The sequence below is a fragment of the Sphingopyxis sp. GW821-FHT02C12 genome, assembly GCF_059421785.1.
Window position 1 is genome coordinate 330283 of the sequence record NZ_JBWKVQ010000001.1, and the last position, 16279, is coordinate 346561.

Sequence of the window (16279 nt, forward strand, 5' to 3'; positions counted from 1 at the left end):
GGCGCGGCGTGGCGGGGCTATGCCACGACCATGACCACCGACAAGATTTTCCTCAGCGCCAACGACCTCCTCGCCGATTCGCTCCGGCTCGGCATGCAGGTCATCGACAGCGGCTTCCGCCCGACCCATCTCGTCGGCATCTGGCGCGGCGGGGCGCCGGTCGGCATCGCGGTGCAGGAACTGCTCGATTATCATGGCCAGCATTGCGACCATATCGCGATCCGCACCTCCTCCTACCACGGCATCGACAAACAGGACGCCGAGGTCAAAGTCTTCGCGCTCGGCTATCTCATCGACACCCTCGACCCCGAGGACCGGCTGCTCATCATCGACGACGTCTTCGACAGCGGGCGCAGCATCCGCGCCTTCATCGCCGAACTGAGGGCGCGCTGCCGCCACAATATGCCGCGCGACATCCGCATCGCCACCGTCTATTATAAACCGCGCCGCAACGTCACCGATCTCCGCCCCGATTTCTTCGTCCATGAAACCGACCAGTGGCTGATCTTCCCGCACGAGATCGACGGGCTGACGATCGAGGAAATCCGCCGCCACAAGCCCGAGGCGGCGATCATCCTGCGCGAGGAGGGAAACAGCAATGCCTGACGGTTTCACGTCCAGCGACCGCGCCGCCTTCATCGCCGGCCTGCCCAAGGCCGAACTCCACCTCCATATCGAGGGCAGCCTCGAACCCGAACTGATGTTCGACCTCGCGCAGCGCAACGGCATCGCGATCCCCTTCGCCAGCGTCGATGAGGTCAGGGCGGCTTATGCCTTCTCGAACCTCCAGGATTTCCTCGACATCTATTATCAGGGCATGGGCGTGCTCATCGCCGAGCAGGATTTTTACGACCTCACCGCCGCCTATCTGGCGCGCGCCCACGCCGACAATGTCCGCCACGTCGAAATCTTCTTCGACCCGCAGGGCCATACCGAACGTGGTGTCGCCTTCGAAACCGTCATCGCCGGCATCACCCGCGCCCTGGACGATGCCCACGCGCGGCACGGCATCACCTCGAAACTCATCCTGTGCTTCCTCCGCCACCTCAGCGAAGCCGACGCCGAGGCGACCCTCGACGAAGCGCTGCCCTGGCTGGGCCGCATCGACGGTGTCGGCCTCGACAGCTCCGAAGTCGGCCACCCGCCCTCGAAGTTCGCGCGCGTCTTCGCCCGCGCCCGCGGCCTCGGCCTGAAAATCGTCGCCCACGCCGGCGAGGAGGGACCGCCCGAATATGTCCATGAAGCGCTCGACATCCTCCAGGTCGACCGCATCGACCATGGCAACCGCAGCCTCGAAGACCCCGCACTCGTCGCCCGTCTCGCGGCCGAAGGCATCTGCCTCACCGTCTGCCCGCTCTCGAACCTCAAGCTCTGCGTCGTCGACGACCTGACCGCCCACCCGCTCAGGACGATGCTCGATGCGGGCCTAGTCGCAACGGTGAACAGCGACGACCCCAGCTATTTCGGCGGCTATGTCGGCGCCAATTATCAGGCGGTCGCCGACGCGCTCGACCTGTCGAAGTCCGAACTGGTCACCCTTGCGCGCAACAGCTTCACCGGCTCATTCCTGGAAGAGGCCGACAAAGCGAAGCACCTCGCCGCGATCGACGCCTGGGCCTAAGCGGCGGGCACCAGAAACTTCAATCCCTGCAGCCGGACGACCTCGCCGCCCTCGCACACCGGCGCCGCGATCAGCCGCATCCAGCGCCGCGCGCCGGTCGCGGGCGCGATCTCGGCGTCGAGGGTGAAGCCGCGCCGGTGCTGGATCGCATAGGCGCGCAGCGTTTCCATCGCCGCGCGCGATCCTTCGCAATAGAGCGCGACCGTCTCGGCGCGCGATACGCGCGCGCCGTCGGGCAGGCCAAAGATCGTATAGACCTCGCTCGACCAGCTCAGCCGGTTGTCAGCCAGTTCGCAGCTCCATTCGCCGGGTCTGGACATCCCCGCGGGCAAGCTTCGCCCGGCATCGGCGAAGACCAGTCCCGCGTCATAGTCGTGCAACTGCCCCAGCTCGAAGTGCCGCGCACGCTCGTAAAGCGGCCAGCTATGATGGATCGGCAGGGGATGGGTTTGTTGCACGTGCGCTCCTGAGGTTCGCTCCTTAACGCTAATCGCCAACGACTAACAACAGGTGACCGACCTGCGCCCCTATGGGATCACCCCGCGATCAGCACTCCATGGTAAGCGGGGTCCTCGAACGCCATTCCCGCTCCGGTCGCCACACAGGTCAGCGCGTCCTTGGCGACCTTGACGTCGAGCCCGGTCGCCTGCGCGATCGCCTGGTCCATCCGGCCGAGCAAGGCGCCGCCGCCGGTCAGGGTGATGCCTTCGTCGATGATGTCGGCCGACAATTCGGGCGGGGTCTGTTCCAGCGCGGCGCGCACCGCGCTGACGATCTGGCCGACCGGCTCGGCGAGCGCCTCGGCGATCTCGACCTCCGACACACGGATTTCGGCGGGACGGCCGTTGACGAGGTCGCGGCCCTTGACGCTGATCACCGTGCCGTCGCCTTCGGGCGGCGTTGCGCAGCCGATCGCCAGCTTGACGCGCTCGGCGGTCATCTCGCCGATCATCAGATTATGTTTGCGGCGGATGTAGGACGAGATCATCTCGTCCATCTTGTCGCCGCCGACGCGCGCCGAATTGCTGTACGCGATACCGCTGAGCGACAGCACCGCGACCTCGGTCGTGCCGCCGCCGATGTCGACGACCATCGCCCCGCGTGGTTCGGCGACCTGCAGCCCGGCGCCGATCGCGGCGGCCAGTGCCTCCTCAATCAGTTGCACCGACACCGCGCCGGCGTTGCTCGCCGCATCGCGGATCGCGCGGCGCTCGACCATCGTCGACCCCGACGGGACGCAGATCACGACATGGCTGCGGCGGCGCAGCCGGCTCGGGCCGCCGAGCACCTTGTCGATGAAATATTTGATCATCTGCTCGGCGACGTCGATGTCGGCGATCACACCGTCGCGCAGCGGCCGGATCGTCTCAATATTGCCGGGGGTCTTGCCCATCATCAACTTGGCGTCGTTGCCGACGACCTTGACCCGCCGCACGCCATCGCGCGTTTCAAGCGCGACCACCGAAGGTTCGTTGAGCACGATGCCCTGGCCGCGGGCATAAACGACGGTGTTCACGGTACCGAGGTCGATGGCCATGTCGTGCGCGGAACTGCCGAAACCTTGGCCGAAACGATGGAAAAAACTCATGGGGGGTGCGGACCCTTTTTTTGGCGGCGTTGGGGGAGGCGGGGTCCGGCCGGCCACCCGCGCCCGAACCCTCTGTCAGGCTCGCTTGTGGCGCGCGGCGGGGCGCGTCAACCGGAACGGTAGCCGGAACGGTGGTTAATCAGGGCCGAACGATATTACCGCGCCGGGCCGTGCCCCGATCGCGTTAGTGCGAGGCGCCCATCGACACCTGCTTGGGCAGCGGCGCGCACCAAACCGCAATCGCGGCGATGACGAACACCACCCCGGCTGCGAGAAACAAGTGCAGAACCCCGATCGTGCCCGCCTGCACATCGACCATCCGCTCGATCGCCGCGCGCGCCTGTTCGAGGCTCAGCCCGGCGCGCTGCAACTGGTCCATCGCGCCGCCGGTGTCGTTCATATGGCTCACCAGTTCGGACCGCGCGACGCGGTTCTGGTTGTCCCACGCCGACGTCGCGATCGCCGTCCCCATCGCGCCCGACAAGGTACGCAGGAAACTCATCAGCCCGGCCGCCGACGTCTGCTTGTCGGGCGGCACGCTCGACAGTGCGAGTGCGGTCAGCCCGACGAAGAAAAAGGGCATGCCCATCCCCTGCAACAGATGCGGCAGCGCGAGCGTCCAGTAATCGACATCGGCGTTCCAGCTCGCGCGCAGGATCGACACGAACGCCATCCACATGATGCCGGCACTGATCGAAATGCGAATGTCGATCTTGCCGATCAGCCCCGCCGCCACCGGCGACAGCAAGACCGCGAACACCCCGATCCACGCGACGACATAGCCGGTCTCGGTCGCGGTATAGCCCGCCACCTGCTGCAGCCACAGCGGGGTCAGCACGACCTGCGAGAAAAAGGCGCCGAAACCCAGCGAGATCGCGATCGTCGCGAAACTGAACCCCCGGAACCGAAAGACGCGCAGATCGACGACCGGATTTTCGTCGGTCAGTTCCCAGATCACGAACGCGACAAAAGCGATCGCGGCGACGATCGCCAACGTCACGATCCATGCCGATCCGAACCAGTCATGCTCGCGCCCGGTGTCGAGCATCAACTGGAAGGCGCCGACCGACAGCACGAGCAGGATCAGCCCGACCGTGTCGATCCGCGCCTTGGCTTTTTTGGTTTCGAACGGCCGCAACAGGCTCCCGACCCCGAAGAAACAGAGCGCGACCACCGGCAGGTTGATGAAAAAGATCCACGGCCAGCTCCAGTTGTCGCTGATCAGCCCGCCGAGGATCGGCCCGAGGATCGGCGCCGTCGTCGTCGTCATCGCCCAGATCGCGAGGCCGATCCCTGCCTTCTCCTTGGGAAAGATACGCAGCAGCAAGATCTGCGACAGCGGCATCAGCGGACCGCCCGACAGCCCCTGCAGAATGCGGAAGACGATCAGTCCGTCGAGGGTCTGCGATATGCCGCAAAGGAAGGAGAAAATGCCGAAGCCGACGATCGAATAGAGGAACCAGCGCACCGTGCCGAAACGCATCGCGAGCCAGCCGGTCAGCGGCACACTGATCGCGTCGGCGACCGCATAGCTGGTGATGACCCACGTCCCCTGTGTCGGCGACACCGCGAGTCCGCCCGCGATATGCGGCACCGACACATTGGCGATGGTGGTGTCGAGCACGACGACGAAATTGGCAAGCGCCAATGCGAACGCCGCCGCGAACAGCCGCACGCCCGTCAGCGGCGCGGGTTCGTCGGACAGGATGGCGGTGGCCGAGCTAGCCACGGCTCATCCCCCAAACTCCGTCATTGCGAGCGTAGCGGGCCGAAGGCGGCCGTAGGCCAACCAATCCAGAGCGGGCTTGAACCGCCCCTGGATTGCCGCGTCGCCTTCGGCTCCTCGCAATGACGAAGTGTTTGACAGCATCGTTACTTGCCGCCGCGCGTGTCGATCGTCGCTTCCATCGACAATCCGACGCGCAACGGATGCGCCCTCAGTTCTTTGGGGTCGAGCGCGATGCGTACCGGCAGGCGCTGCACCACCTTCACCCAATTGCCCGTCGCATTCTGTGCCGGGATCAGCGAGAACGCCGCGCCGGTGCCGCCCGCGATGCCGACGACCCTGCCGTGGAACACGACGTCATCGCCATAGAAATCCGACACCAATTCGACCGGCTGGCCCATGCGGATGTCCTTGAACTGGCTTTCCTTGTAGTTCGCGTCGACATAGGCGGTGGCGATCGGCACAATCGTCATGATCGGCGCGCCCGCGGCGATCCGCTGCCCAACCTGAACCTGCTTGTTCGTCACGATGCCGTCGACCGGCGCGCGGATGATGGTGCGCGCGAGGTCGAGCTCGGCCTTTTCGAGCCGCGCCTGTGCCGCCGCGACGTCGGGCGCACTATCGATCGTCGTCCCGCGCGTCAGCGCCTCGGCCGCGCCGAGGTCGCCCGTTGCTGAGCCCTGCGTCGCCTGCGCCGAGGCGATTCCGGCCGATGCCAGGTCGCGCGCCGCCGTCGCCGACTGCAGCGCGGCGCGTGCCGAGGTGATTTCCTCGCCCGACACCGCGCCGGTGCCCGACAGGCTTTCGCGCCGCGCCAGTTCGGCGCGCGCCTTGTCGACCATCGCATTGGCATCGCGCAGCCGCGCCCGCGACTGGTTCACATCGGCGCCGCGTGCGACGACGCGCGCGCGCGCCGCATCGGCATTGGCGCCCGCCTGGCCGTAACGCTGCCGCGCCAGCCGCAGCGCCGCCTGTGCGTCGGCGACCGCCAGCTTGGCATCGCTATCGTCGAGGATGACGAGGATGTCGCCCTTCATCACCGCCTGCGTGCCCGCGACGCGGACCTCCTGCACCGGCCCGGCGACGAGCGCGGTGACGACGGCGGAATCGGCACCGACATAGGCATTGTCGGTATGCACCCGCCCCGCCTGCGTCAGGAAATACCACACCGCCCAGAGCAGTGCGACGCTAACCACGACGATCAGCAGGATGCGCAGGAATTTCTTGCGTTTCGCGCCATTCGCCTCGGCGGTGGGGGAGGTTTCGGCGGGGATCGCAGCCGTATCGTCGGCCATCATCTGTCTCCTGTGGAAGTCTTGGCCCGATAACCGCCGCCCAGCGCGCGGATCAGGCTGATGTCGAGCGACAGCTGCCGCGCCTCGAGGTCGGCGACGCCGCGCGCCAGCGCCACCGCGCTGTCCTCGGCGGTCAGCGCGACGATCTGGTTCGACAATCCGGCACGATAGCGCAATCCGGCGAGCTTCGATGCCTCCTCGGCCGCCGCCAGCGCCGCGCGCCGTTCGGTCAGTTGCCGGGCATTGGCCTCGCGGCTGCGCACGACGTCAGCGACGTCGCGAAGCGCGGCGATCAGGCTCTTGTCGTAATTGGCGACCGCGACGTCATAGTCGGCGCGCGCGCCGCGATAGCGCCCCTGCAGGCGCCCGCTGTCGAAGATCGGCAGGCTCAGCGCGACCCCGCCATTGCCATATTCGGACCCCTTGTCGAACAGGTTCGACAGCCCGAGCGATTGCAGCCCGACGAGCGCCGACAGGCTGATATTCGGATAGAAATCAGCGCGTGCGACATCAATGCGCTTCGCCGCCGCCTCGCCGCGTAGCCTTGCCGCGACGATGTCGGGCCGCCGCCCGATCAACGCGATTCCCGCATCGGCCGGCAATCCCGCCACGGGAACGGTCAGCACCGGCCTGGCGATCGCCAGCCCGCGATCAGGGCCTGCGCCGACCAGCGCCGCGATCCGGTTGCGCGTCAGCGCTATCGCCTCTTCGAGCGCGACGACATCGCCGCGCGCCGCCGCGGTGCGGCTCTCGGCCTGCCGCTGCCCCGCCAGATTTTCCAGCCCCGCCCGCGCGCGCTCCGCCGACAGCCCGGCGCTCGTCCCGCGCACCCGCACCGCCGCGTTGGCGACGTCGAGCGCGGCGAACTGCCCCGCGAGGTCGGCATAGGCGCTTGCGATCCCGGTGGTCAGCATCAGCCGCGCCTGCGCCGCATCGACCCGCGCCGCCTCGGCCTCCGAGGTCGCCGCCGCCAGCGCCGCGCGGTTTTTGCCCCACAAGTCGAGGTCGAAACCGAAAGTCGCGGCGATATGCCCCGTATCCTGGATGCCGTCGGGCACGAACTGCGGCGGAATGCCCAGATTCTTGCTCTGCTGGGTGCCGCCGGCGCTGCCCTCGACGCCGACGCGCGGGCCGAGCGCCGCGCCCGCCTGCTGCGCCAGCGCATCGGCGGCGCGCACCCGCGCCGCGGCGATCGCGACGTCGGGCGATCCGGCCAGCCCTTCGTCGATCAGCGCCGTCAGCTGTGCATCGCCGAACCCCTGCCACCAGCCCTCGGCGGGCCAGGCACCGTTCGCGTCGGCGAAGGAGGCGCTCGACGCCAGCGACTCGGGCACGACGGGAACCGGCTTAGGCCCGACGTCGGGGGTCGCAACGCAGCCCGCAAGCAGGCCGAAAACAGCGGTGACAAGAAATATTCTGCGGGGCATGGCATCCAACGATACTAGCTGGTATCATGCGCCATTGAACTGCGGACGATAAGTTGTCAATCGAAATGATACCAGACAGTACGACCACTTTGGACGATGCCGCTGCGGCGCGGCGCAAGGCCTTTGTCGACGCCGCGCGCGCGCTGTTTTTGGCAAACGGCTATAGCGGCACCACCATGTCGTCGATCGCCGCCAAGGTCGGCGGGTCGAAGACGACGCTCTGGACCTATTTCCCGTCGAAGGAGGACCTGTTCGCGGCGGTGGTCGACGAAATCGTCGGCGAATATGGCACCGCGCTGCACGTCGACCTGCCGGTCGACCAGCCGGTGGTCGAGGTGCTGACGCGCTTCGGCAATGTGCTGATGGCGGCGCTCGTGACGACGCCGTTGCTGTCGCTGTTCCGCCTCGTCGTCGGCGAGGCCGAGCGCTTTCCGCATCTCGCCGAAACTTTCTATGATCGCGGGCCCCGCCGCGGCAAGGCGCGCGCCGCCATCTGGGTCACCGCCAAGATGGCGCGCGGCGAATTGCGCACGGGCGACCCGATGCAGGCGGTTCGCCATTTTGCCGGGCTGTGCCAGTCGGGCATTTACCAGCACGCGGTTCTCGGCCTTCCCGAAGGCCGCGAAACCGAACGGATCGCCGCCGAAGTCGATGCGGCGGTCGACACCTTCTATCGCGCCTGGGGTCCCGAGCGCCGGGCCTGACCCCTATCGTCCGTGCAGCTTCGCTAGCGCGATCCCCGCCAAATTCTGCGCCCGACCGACATGGCGTACCCGCGGCCTGAGGCCGTCGCCCACCAGGGCATGAAAGGCCGCCAGATGGACCGCCGCACCGCCGCGCGCCCTTACCGCCCCGTTCGCCTGTGCCACCACAGCGGCGGCATCGCCAAGCAACAGGAAATCCTCTAACCCCCGCGCCCGTGCCAGCCGCAGCGCCGCGATCAGCGCCAGCCATTCGGCGTCCATGCTGCAGCCCCGCCCCGCATCACGCTCGATATGCGCGACCCCGCCGCACACGACGGCGATCTCGATCGTCCCTGGATTCGGCCGCGCCCCGCCGTCGAAATAGATCTTGATACGGGTCTTGATCATAGCGCTCGCTTACCGCAAAGCGGCGCGATCGAGAACCGATCCTCCCTGTGCCGAAGGAATGGGGAGGGGGACCGCTCGCGAAGCGAGTGGTGGAGGGGCCAGCGACGTCGCGCCAACGCCCCTCCGTCAGCGCTTCGCGCTGCCACCTCCCCATAGCTGCGCGACAGGGAGGATTTCCTCAGAACTTCCCGCGCACCGAGAAAGCGAAGACCGGCCCGATCAGCCGATCGCGCTTCTCGACGAAGGCGATCGGGCTTTCGCCGCGCACCCCGGTGTAAACGGTGCGGTCGCGCTTCGACCGGGCGTTGGCGGCATTGGCAAGCTGCGCCCGCACCGTCAGCCCCATCACATTCTTGTGCTCGATATAGGCCGCGGCGAACCACGGACCTTCCCACGTCTTATCGACCTGGTTGCGGCGATAATTGGGCTGGTAATGCCCATAGTTGGCGCTCGCGCCCAAGGCGATATCGCTGCCCGGGATGTCGTACCGCGTGCCCAGTTCGATCACGGTGTCGGTGAACCCGCTCCACTGGCGCTTCTCGCCGGTGAACGGATCGCGCAGCGAACTTTTCTGGAGCAGCACGCGGGTCTCGAACTTCATGCCCTTGATGCCCGCGGGGTCCATGTTGATCGTCGAAGTCCAGTCGATCGCCCCCGCCTTCGCCTTGGCGATATTGCCGACCGCCTCGCCATTGCCGATCGGCACGACATCGACGCGGTCCTCGACGTCGCGATAGATCAGGTTGATCTTGGTCGATCCCCACGCGCCGAACTTCTTGTTGATCTCCGCCTCATAGCTCCAGTCCTGCTGGGGCCGCAGGTCGTTGTTGCTCTCATTCTGGTTGCCGTCGTTGAGGAAGGCGCGTGCGAGGAAGTCATAGAAGGACAGCTGCAACACCCGCCGCCGGATCTTCAGCGAGACGTCGAAATCGGCGGTCGGGGTCCAGGCGAGCGACAGCGACCCCTTGGGCCGGAAAAAGGTGCGCGTCGTCAGGCCGTTGACCCCGGTCTGGATGATCGTCGAATGTTCGGCGCCGGCGACGATCTGGAACGACAATTTGTTCGTCAGCTTGCGGCCGAAGCTCAGCAGGCCTTCGTAACGATCCTCGCTCACCACACCCGTCCCGCCCTCGATCGACGCCACATTGTCGAGCGTGTTGAACGCCGCTTCCCCGGACAATTGCCAGTCGCCGCCGAACATCTTCCACTGATATTCGCCGCGCGCGATCGTCTCGCCCAAATCGCCGGTCTGCGCAAAGCGGTCGCCCTCGGCCGGCCGGTCGTCGGCAAAGGTCGTGACGATTTCCTGTGAGTAAGGCTCGTGGCTGAACCGCCGCAACCCGATCAGCTTGAGCTTGCCCGGTCCGACCCCGAACTGATAATCGCCGCTGACCTCGTAATTCCAGCTGTCGGCATTTTCGCGCACCGTGCGCAGCCGGTCAACGAGCCCGGGACCGGTGCGCACGCCATCCTCATAATAACGGTCATATTTGCGCTGATAATGGCCGCCCAGATTCGCGACGCTGTCGCCCGCCGGGTCCCAGGTGATCCGCCCCGACAATTTGGGCGTATCATAATGGGTGTTCCAGATATCCTTGCGCCGCTCGATGAGGTTGCCCGCGCCGTCGGTGATCAGCGTCGGGCCGCCGGCACCGCTGCGCGCCGAATCGTCGTTGTTGAGCGCCGCCTCATATTCCAGATCGCCCGACCGCCCGCGCACCGACACGTCGCCGCGGGTGAGTAGCGGATCGGTGTAATGCGCCCGAAACTCGGGCTTCCACGAAAATTGGCCCGAGAAGCTGTCGGCGCGATAGACGATGTTCGCGACCTGCCCCGACAATCCGGGGATATCGAGCGTCGCTCCGTCGACGATCTCGATCCGCTCGACATTGCCCGCGGGGATGCGCGACAGCTGGGTGTACATGTCGTCGCCCTTGTTCGACGGCCTTTCGCCGTTGAACAGCACATTGCCCGTCGCCTGCCCCAGCCCGCGCAGATTCTCGTTGTCGCGGATCGAAAAGCCGGGGACCTGATTGAGCATGTCATAGGCGTTCTTCGGCGCGTAGCGCGCGAAGTCGGCGGGGGAATAGACCTGCCGCGCGGTGCTGCTCGCACCGCTGGCGGGTGCCTCGGTCGGCGCGGGCGGCGGCGTGTCGCCGGTCGGCGCATCCTGCGCCGCCACCGGCAGCGCCGCCAGTACCGCGACCATCGCCGTCAGGCTTGCCACCATCTTCACTGGCCGCCCCCCGTCGCCCGGTTCATCGCCCTGGCATAGTCGCCGGTGACGCCCATCGCTTTCATCCCCACCACATCCTCGACGTCGAGCGTGTCATATCCCGCCGCGACCAGTTCGCGGACATAGGCGCCGGTTACGCCCAGCGCCTTGCACGCGATCGCATCCTCGACCTCGGTCAGCTTCAGCGGCGCCCGCTTGAGGTCGCGGACATAGTCGGGGGTCACCCCCAGCGCCGCGGCGGCGATCAAATCATTGCTGTCCTTCGGCTTCACGCCTTCGCGCGTCAGGCCGTCGGCGAGCGTCAGCGTCGCATCGACCATCAGCATCGCGAGCAGGTCGCCGCGCTTCTCGGGCGCCAGTCCGCGGGCTGCCAGTTCGCGCTCGAAACCGGCATCGGGGGTGAAATCGCACCGCCCCTGTCCCTTGTGCACTGCGGTCAGTGTGCCCGTGCAATCGAGCGATCCCGCCGCATGCCGCACCGCAAAGCGGACCGGTCCGGTCCCGCCCAGCGCGCTGCGCGCCGCGGCGAATTCGGGGCGCGCGCCGTCGAGCGCGATGTCGCTGTTCGAATTCTTCTGGCGCAGGCGCAGCACCGGCTGGTCGCCGGCGCCGTCGGCCGGCTTCACGTCCCAGGCGATCGCGCCGGTTTCCTGCGCCGCGGCGGTCGCGGGCTCGCCCGGTCCGGCGCAGGCCAGCACCGACATCAGGGCCAGGCTCGACGCGATAATCATGCTCTTCATGGCTACACTCCTCCCTCGTGCGCCGGACGAGCGTCATCGCTCGCCGCCGCAGCGACGTTTCAACACAGACTTTCGATCAGTGGCCGCCAGGGTCGGACGAATGTCCGGGCGTCAGCGGCCGGTTGGGCCGGACCGGAGTCCGGGGATCAATCTTCGGGCGGTTCCGGCGGCTGCGGCGCTTCCGGGATTTCGATCCGCGCGACCCGGCCGTCGGCCGACCGCGCCTCGATCACCCCGCCGGGGCCGACCCGCACCGTCGCCGCCTTGTCGCCTTTGCCGCCCTTCGGCCCCTTCGCGACAAAGGGTCGCCGCGGCGCCGACACCGCGCGCAACGCGATCGCATCGTCGGGGGTGCGCAGCACCACACCGGCCTTGCGCATCTCGCGGATATAGGCGCCGTCGACCCCCATCGCGCGCATCCCGGTCAGGTCGTCGAGGCCGACGCCGGGGAAATAGGACTGGATTTCGCGGGCATAGGCGGCATCGACCCCTACCGACGCGGCGCCGATCATGTCGCCGACGTCGGATCCGGGGAACAACCGGCGCATCTGGCCGATATAGGCGCTGTCGACCCCGCTCGCCTTCGCCGCGATCACATCGTCGGCATCGACCGACCAGCGTTCGTCCTGCATCTGGCGGACGTCCTCGGGGGTCACGCCGACCGCACGCATGCTGATCAGCTGCTCGGGGGTCAGCGGCTTGCCGGCCGCGGCGGCCTCGGCCTCCTTCTCGGCGACGGCCTGGGCAGCGACGGCCGTCCGCGCCGACGCCCGGGCGGTTTCGCGCGATGCGACCGCGACGGCGCGAGCCTCTTCCGCCGCCTGCCGCGCTTCGGGTGCGGTCGCCGAAAAGGCGGCGAGCGGCACCGTCAGCCCGACCAGCAGCATCAGGCTGCCGAGCATCCAGCCGCCGCTCGCCGGACCGCGCTTCAGGCTGCCGTCGAGCACGCGGGTGATCCGCCGCTTCAGGCTGCTCTTGGCGGGTGCGACGCCATGCGCCGCCAGCAATACGGCCTTATTGTCGTGGCGCGCCGCGCCGACCAGCAGCGTCGCATAGTCGGGGCCGTCGATGTCGGCCATCAGCACCGCATCGTCGGCGGCTTCCTCGCGGAGCTGGTGGCTCTCGCGCGCCAGCATCCATACAAAGGGATTGAACCAGAACACCGCACAGGCGACCCGCGCGCCGAGCAGTTTCGCCCAGTCGAGCCGTGCGACATGCGCCAGTTCATGCGCGATGATCGCCTCGGCCTCGCCGGTCGCCGCGACCGCCTTCGGGCTGAGCACGATCGTCGGGCGCAGCACGCCCCAGCTGATCGGCGAGCGCAATTCCTCGCTCACCAGCAGCGCGGTGCCATGCTTGAAGCCCATGCGGCGCTGCGCCTCGGCGAGCGCCGACAGCCACGACGGCTGCACCAGCACCTCGGCGCGGCCGCGCATCGCGAACAGGCGGACGACCGCGAGCAGCATCACTCCAAACAGCAGGACGAGCGGGACCGCATAGAGAAAGGGGGCAATATCCCCCAGCGATGGCAATACGACCGGCGGCGACCCGGTCGCCCCCGCCGCGACAGGGACTGACGTCGCGGCGGGGGCGGCCAGGTCGGCCACCGGTCCCCCCGTTGTCGAAAGGTCGCCCGCAGCCAGCGCCACCGGGGCCGCGTTTGCGAACCATGCGGCGGGCAGCGGCGCCCATTGCGGCATCAACAGGATCGCGGCGGGCAGCGCGAGCAGTGCGAACAGCCCGCTGTGCGCGATCATCGACCGTTCGCCCGACGAGCGCGACCGCGCGAGGCGCAGCAGCAACAGCGTGGCGCCGGCGATCGCGGCGGATTTCCAGGCAAAGCCCAGCAGCATGTTGGCATCGAGCATCATTTCGCCCTCCCTTCGCGCGCCTGCGCGATCAGTTTTTCCAGTTCGTCGAGTTCGGATCCGCTCATCTCGTCCTGCATGCCGAGCAGCGCCGCGGCAGCGCTCGTCGCCGATCCGTTGAAGAAGACGCGCACCACCTGCCCCAGCGCCGACTTGCTCGCCGCCTTTTCGGGCACGCTCGGCGCATAGAGGAAGCCACGCTCCGAATGTTCGCGCGCGACGAAGCCCTTGGCCTCGAGCCGCTTCAGCATCGCGCGGATCGCCGAGCCCGACAGTTCATCGGGCATCGCGTCGCCGATCTCGGTCACCGTCGAGGCACCGCGCTCGTACAGAATATCGACAATCTCGCGTTCCCGCGGGGGCAGACTGGACAGCATTCGAATCACCTCATGCGCTACATTTGTAGCGTGCTACATTTGTAGCGCCGACTTGGCAAGGGGTTTTATTCGCATAATACACGTCGCCGTTCGGGCACCCGGTTGACCACCCGCCGCTTAAGGTTCAGACCCGCGCCATCCAGTCGAACAAGGGGCATGATATCTATGCGTAAACTCGCGATCCTCGGGGCGAGCCTTCTTGCTCTCGCCGCGCAATCCGCCGCCGCGCAGGACGCTCCCCCCGCCCCCGCCGCGACCGCAACCCCGAACACACCCCCTGCCATGTCGGCCTCGGCCACCGGCAGCGCGCGCACCGGGGCGCAGCATCGCTTCACCGGCGAGGATCTGTTCGACCTCGCGATCGCCTCCGATCCGCAGATCAGCCCCGACGGCCGGCGCATCGTCTATGTCCGGCGCGCGAACGACATCATGTCGGACAAGGCGGCCAGCGCGATCTGGCTGATCGACACGACGACCGGTGAGGAAGTCGCGATTGCCGGCCAGAATGGCGGCGCCTTTTCGCCGCGCTGGTCGCCCGACGGCAAGCGGCTGGCCTATGCCTCGGCCGAGGGTGGCAGCGCGCAACTCTGGGTCCGCTGGATGGACGGCGGCGAAGCGGTGCGGCTGACCGGTCTGCCGACCAGCCCGTCGAGCCTCGCATGGTCGCCCGACGGAAAGTCGATCGCCTACACGATGCTCGTCAAGGACGACGGGCCGAAATTCGGCAAGGCCCCCGCGAACAAGCCCGAAGGCGCGAAATGGGCCGAGCCGCTCGAGGTCCGCGACCTGCTCACCTACCGCGCCGACGGCGAGGGGTATATCGAGCCGGGGTTCGAGAAGATCTTCACCGTCCCAGCCACCGGCGGCGCCCCGCGCCAGCTGACCTTCGGCCCCTATCACGACGGCGGCCCGCTCAGCTGGTCGCGCGACGGCCGCACCCTCTATTTCGGCGCCAACCGCAAACCCGATTGGGAAAATGACCCGGTCGAGGGCGAAATCTACGCGCTCGACGTCGCGAGCGGCGGCGTCACCGCGCTGACCGACCGCAATGGCCCCGACGGAAATCCCGTCGTCTCGCCCGACGGCAGCAAGATCGCCTGGCTCGGTTTCGACGACAATCTGCGCGCTTATGAAAACACTCAACTCTATGTGATGAACCGCGACGGCTCGGGCCGCCGCAGCCTCACCGCCAACTGGGACTTTGGCGCCGACGCGATCCTCTGGGATGCCGACAGCGGCGGCGTCTATGTCCAATATGACGACCATGGCGAAACCCATGTCGCACGCATCGGCCTCGACGGCTCGGTGCGCACCGTCGCCTCCGGCCTGTCGGGCGGTGGACTCGACCGCCCCTACACCGGCGGCAGCTTTTCGGTCTCGAACGGCGACGCGATCGCCTTCACCGGCGGCACCGCCACCCGCCCCGCCGAAGTTCAGCTGGCGAGCGCCGGCAAAACCCGCATCCTCACCGACCTCAACCGCAGCTTGCGCGACGTCAAGGCGTTCGGCGAGGTCCGCAAGATCACCACCCCGTCGAGCCACGACGGCAAGGCGATCGAAGGCTGGCTGACCCTGCCCCCCGGCTATGTCGCGGGCACCAAGGTGCCGCTGATCCTCGAAATCCACGGCGGGCCTTTCGCGGCTTATGGCCCGCATTTTTCGACCGACAACCAGCTTTATGCCGCCGCCGGCTACGTGGTGCTCTCGGCCAACCCGCGCGGGTCGACCAGCTATGGCGCCGCCTTCGCGAACGAGATCGACAAGGCCTATCCGGGCAATGATTATTTCGACCTCATCAGCATCGTCGACCGCGCCATCGCGCTCGGCATCGCCGACCCCGACGCTTTGTTCGTCACCGGCGGCTCGGGCGGCGGCGTGCTCACCAGCTGGATCGTCGGCAAGACCAGCCGCTTCAAGGCGGCGGTGACGCAGAAACCGGTGATCAACTGGACGACCCAGGCGCTGACCGCCGACGGCCCCGCCTTCTTCGGCCGCTACTGGCTCGGCGCGATGCCGTGGGAAAAGCCCGAGCTGTTCTGGGCGCGCTCGCCGCTCTCGCTCGTCGGCCATGTCGAGACCCCGACGATGGTCGTCGTCGGCGCCGAAGATTATCGCACCCCGGTCAGCGAGTCCGAACAATATTACACCGCGCTGCGCCTGCGCGGCGTCCCCACCGCCTTGATCAAGGTTCCCGGCGCCAGCCACGGCGGCATCGCCGCGCGCCCGTCGCAATCGGCGGCCAAGGCCGCGGCGATCCTCGCCTGGTTCGAGAAATATAAGAAGGGATGGACCCGGCCGGCGGGCGAATGA

The 16279-nt window shown here is 67.5% G+C and carries 14 protein-coding genes; 4 read left to right on the forward strand and 10 right to left on the reverse strand.

The window, feature by feature from the left end; all coding sequences use genetic code 11:
* Positions 1-30: 30 nt before the first annotated feature.
* Together AC07U1_RS01595 and AC07U1_RS01600 are read left to right on the forward strand one after the other, a co-directional pair.
* On the forward strand, positions 31-606 hold the full coding sequence (locus AC07U1_RS01595) for a phosphoribosyltransferase (protein ID WP_492736083.1): 576 nt from the start codon (positions 31-33) through the stop codon (positions 604-606).
* Positions 599-1621 carry an adenosine deaminase gene (locus tag AC07U1_RS01600; protein WP_495178700.1) on the forward strand — a complete coding sequence of 341 codons (1023 nt, stop codon included), beginning with the start codon at positions 599-601 and terminating at the stop codon, positions 1619-1621. Before AC07U1_RS01595 ends, AC07U1_RS01600 begins: the two co-directional genes overlap by 8 nt.
* Here the strand turns inward: AC07U1_RS01600 and AC07U1_RS01605 are convergent.
* The 5 genes from AC07U1_RS01605 to AC07U1_RS01625 form a co-directional block, all read right to left on the reverse strand.
* Positions 1618-2079 carry a hypothetical protein gene (locus tag AC07U1_RS01605; protein ID WP_056343882.1) on the reverse strand — a complete coding sequence of 154 codons (462 nt, stop codon included), beginning with the start codon at positions 2077-2079 and terminating at the stop codon, positions 1618-1620. The two genes, AC07U1_RS01600 and AC07U1_RS01605, sit on opposite strands and share 4 nt — an antisense overlap.
* Positions 2080-2156: 77 nt before the next feature.
* Positions 2157-3209, reverse strand: coding sequence for a rod shape-determining protein (locus AC07U1_RS01610; RefSeq protein ID WP_495178701.1), 1053 nt, complete (start codon positions 3207-3209; stop codon positions 2157-2159).
* A gap of 184 nt (positions 3210-3393) precedes the next feature.
* Positions 3394-4938 carry a DHA2 family efflux MFS transporter permease subunit gene (locus tag AC07U1_RS01615; RefSeq protein WP_495178702.1) on the reverse strand — a complete coding sequence of 515 codons (1545 nt, stop codon included), beginning with the start codon at positions 4936-4938 and terminating at the stop codon, positions 3394-3396.
* A gap of 143 nt (positions 4939-5081) precedes the next feature.
* The gene (locus AC07U1_RS01620) at positions 5082-6230 is read right to left on the reverse strand and encodes an HlyD family secretion protein (protein WP_495178893.1); all 1149 of its coding nucleotides are present in this window, start codon (positions 6228-6230) and stop codon (positions 5082-5084) included.
* Complete coding sequence (locus tag AC07U1_RS01625; protein ID WP_495178703.1) at positions 6230-7657, reverse strand: efflux transporter outer membrane subunit; 1428 nt, start codon at positions 7655-7657, stop codon at positions 6230-6232. Before AC07U1_RS01625 ends, AC07U1_RS01620 begins: the two co-directional genes overlap by 1 nt.
* 65 nt (positions 7658-7722) lie before the next feature.
* On the opposite strand from AC07U1_RS01625, the gene AC07U1_RS01630 reads away from it, so the two are divergent.
* Complete coding sequence (locus tag AC07U1_RS01630) at positions 7723-8361, forward strand: TetR/AcrR family transcriptional regulator (RefSeq protein WP_495178704.1); 639 nt, start codon at positions 7723-7725, stop codon at positions 8359-8361.
* Positions 8362-8364: 3 nt separating this feature from the next.
* Here AC07U1_RS01630 and AC07U1_RS01635 read toward each other — a convergent pair whose 3' ends face one another.
* The 5 genes from AC07U1_RS01635 to AC07U1_RS01655 form a co-directional block, all read right to left on the reverse strand.
* Entirely contained in the window at positions 8365-8748 is a 384-nt protein-coding gene (locus AC07U1_RS01635; protein WP_495178705.1) for a reverse transcriptase-like protein, read from the reverse strand.
* Between the two features lie 178 nt (positions 8749-8926).
* Positions 8927-10978 carry a TonB-dependent receptor plug domain-containing protein gene (locus tag AC07U1_RS01640; RefSeq protein ID WP_495178894.1) on the reverse strand — a complete coding sequence of 684 codons (2052 nt, stop codon included), beginning with the start codon at positions 10976-10978 and terminating at the stop codon, positions 8927-8929.
* A 2-nt stretch (positions 10979-10980) separates the two neighbouring features.
* Entirely contained in the window at positions 10981-11724 is a 744-nt protein-coding gene (locus AC07U1_RS01645; protein WP_495178706.1) for a hypothetical protein, read from the reverse strand.
* Positions 11725-11870: 146 nt separating this feature from the next.
* Positions 11871-13595 carry a M56 family metallopeptidase gene (locus AC07U1_RS01650; protein WP_495178707.1) on the reverse strand — a complete coding sequence of 575 codons (1725 nt, stop codon included), beginning with the start codon at positions 13593-13595 and terminating at the stop codon, positions 11871-11873.
* Positions 13592-13969 (reverse strand): BlaI/MecI/CopY family transcriptional regulator, encoded by a 378-nt coding sequence (locus AC07U1_RS01655; protein WP_056343909.1) that lies wholly within the window; start codon positions 13967-13969, stop codon positions 13592-13594. The genes AC07U1_RS01650 and AC07U1_RS01655 overlap by 4 nt, the downstream gene beginning before the upstream one ends.
* A gap of 165 nt (positions 13970-14134) precedes the next feature.
* On the opposite strand from AC07U1_RS01655, the gene AC07U1_RS01660 reads away from it, so the two are divergent.
* The gene (locus tag AC07U1_RS01660; protein ID WP_495178708.1) at positions 14135-16279 is read left to right on the forward strand and encodes a S9 family peptidase; all 2145 of its coding nucleotides are present in this window, start codon (positions 14135-14137) and stop codon (positions 16277-16279) included.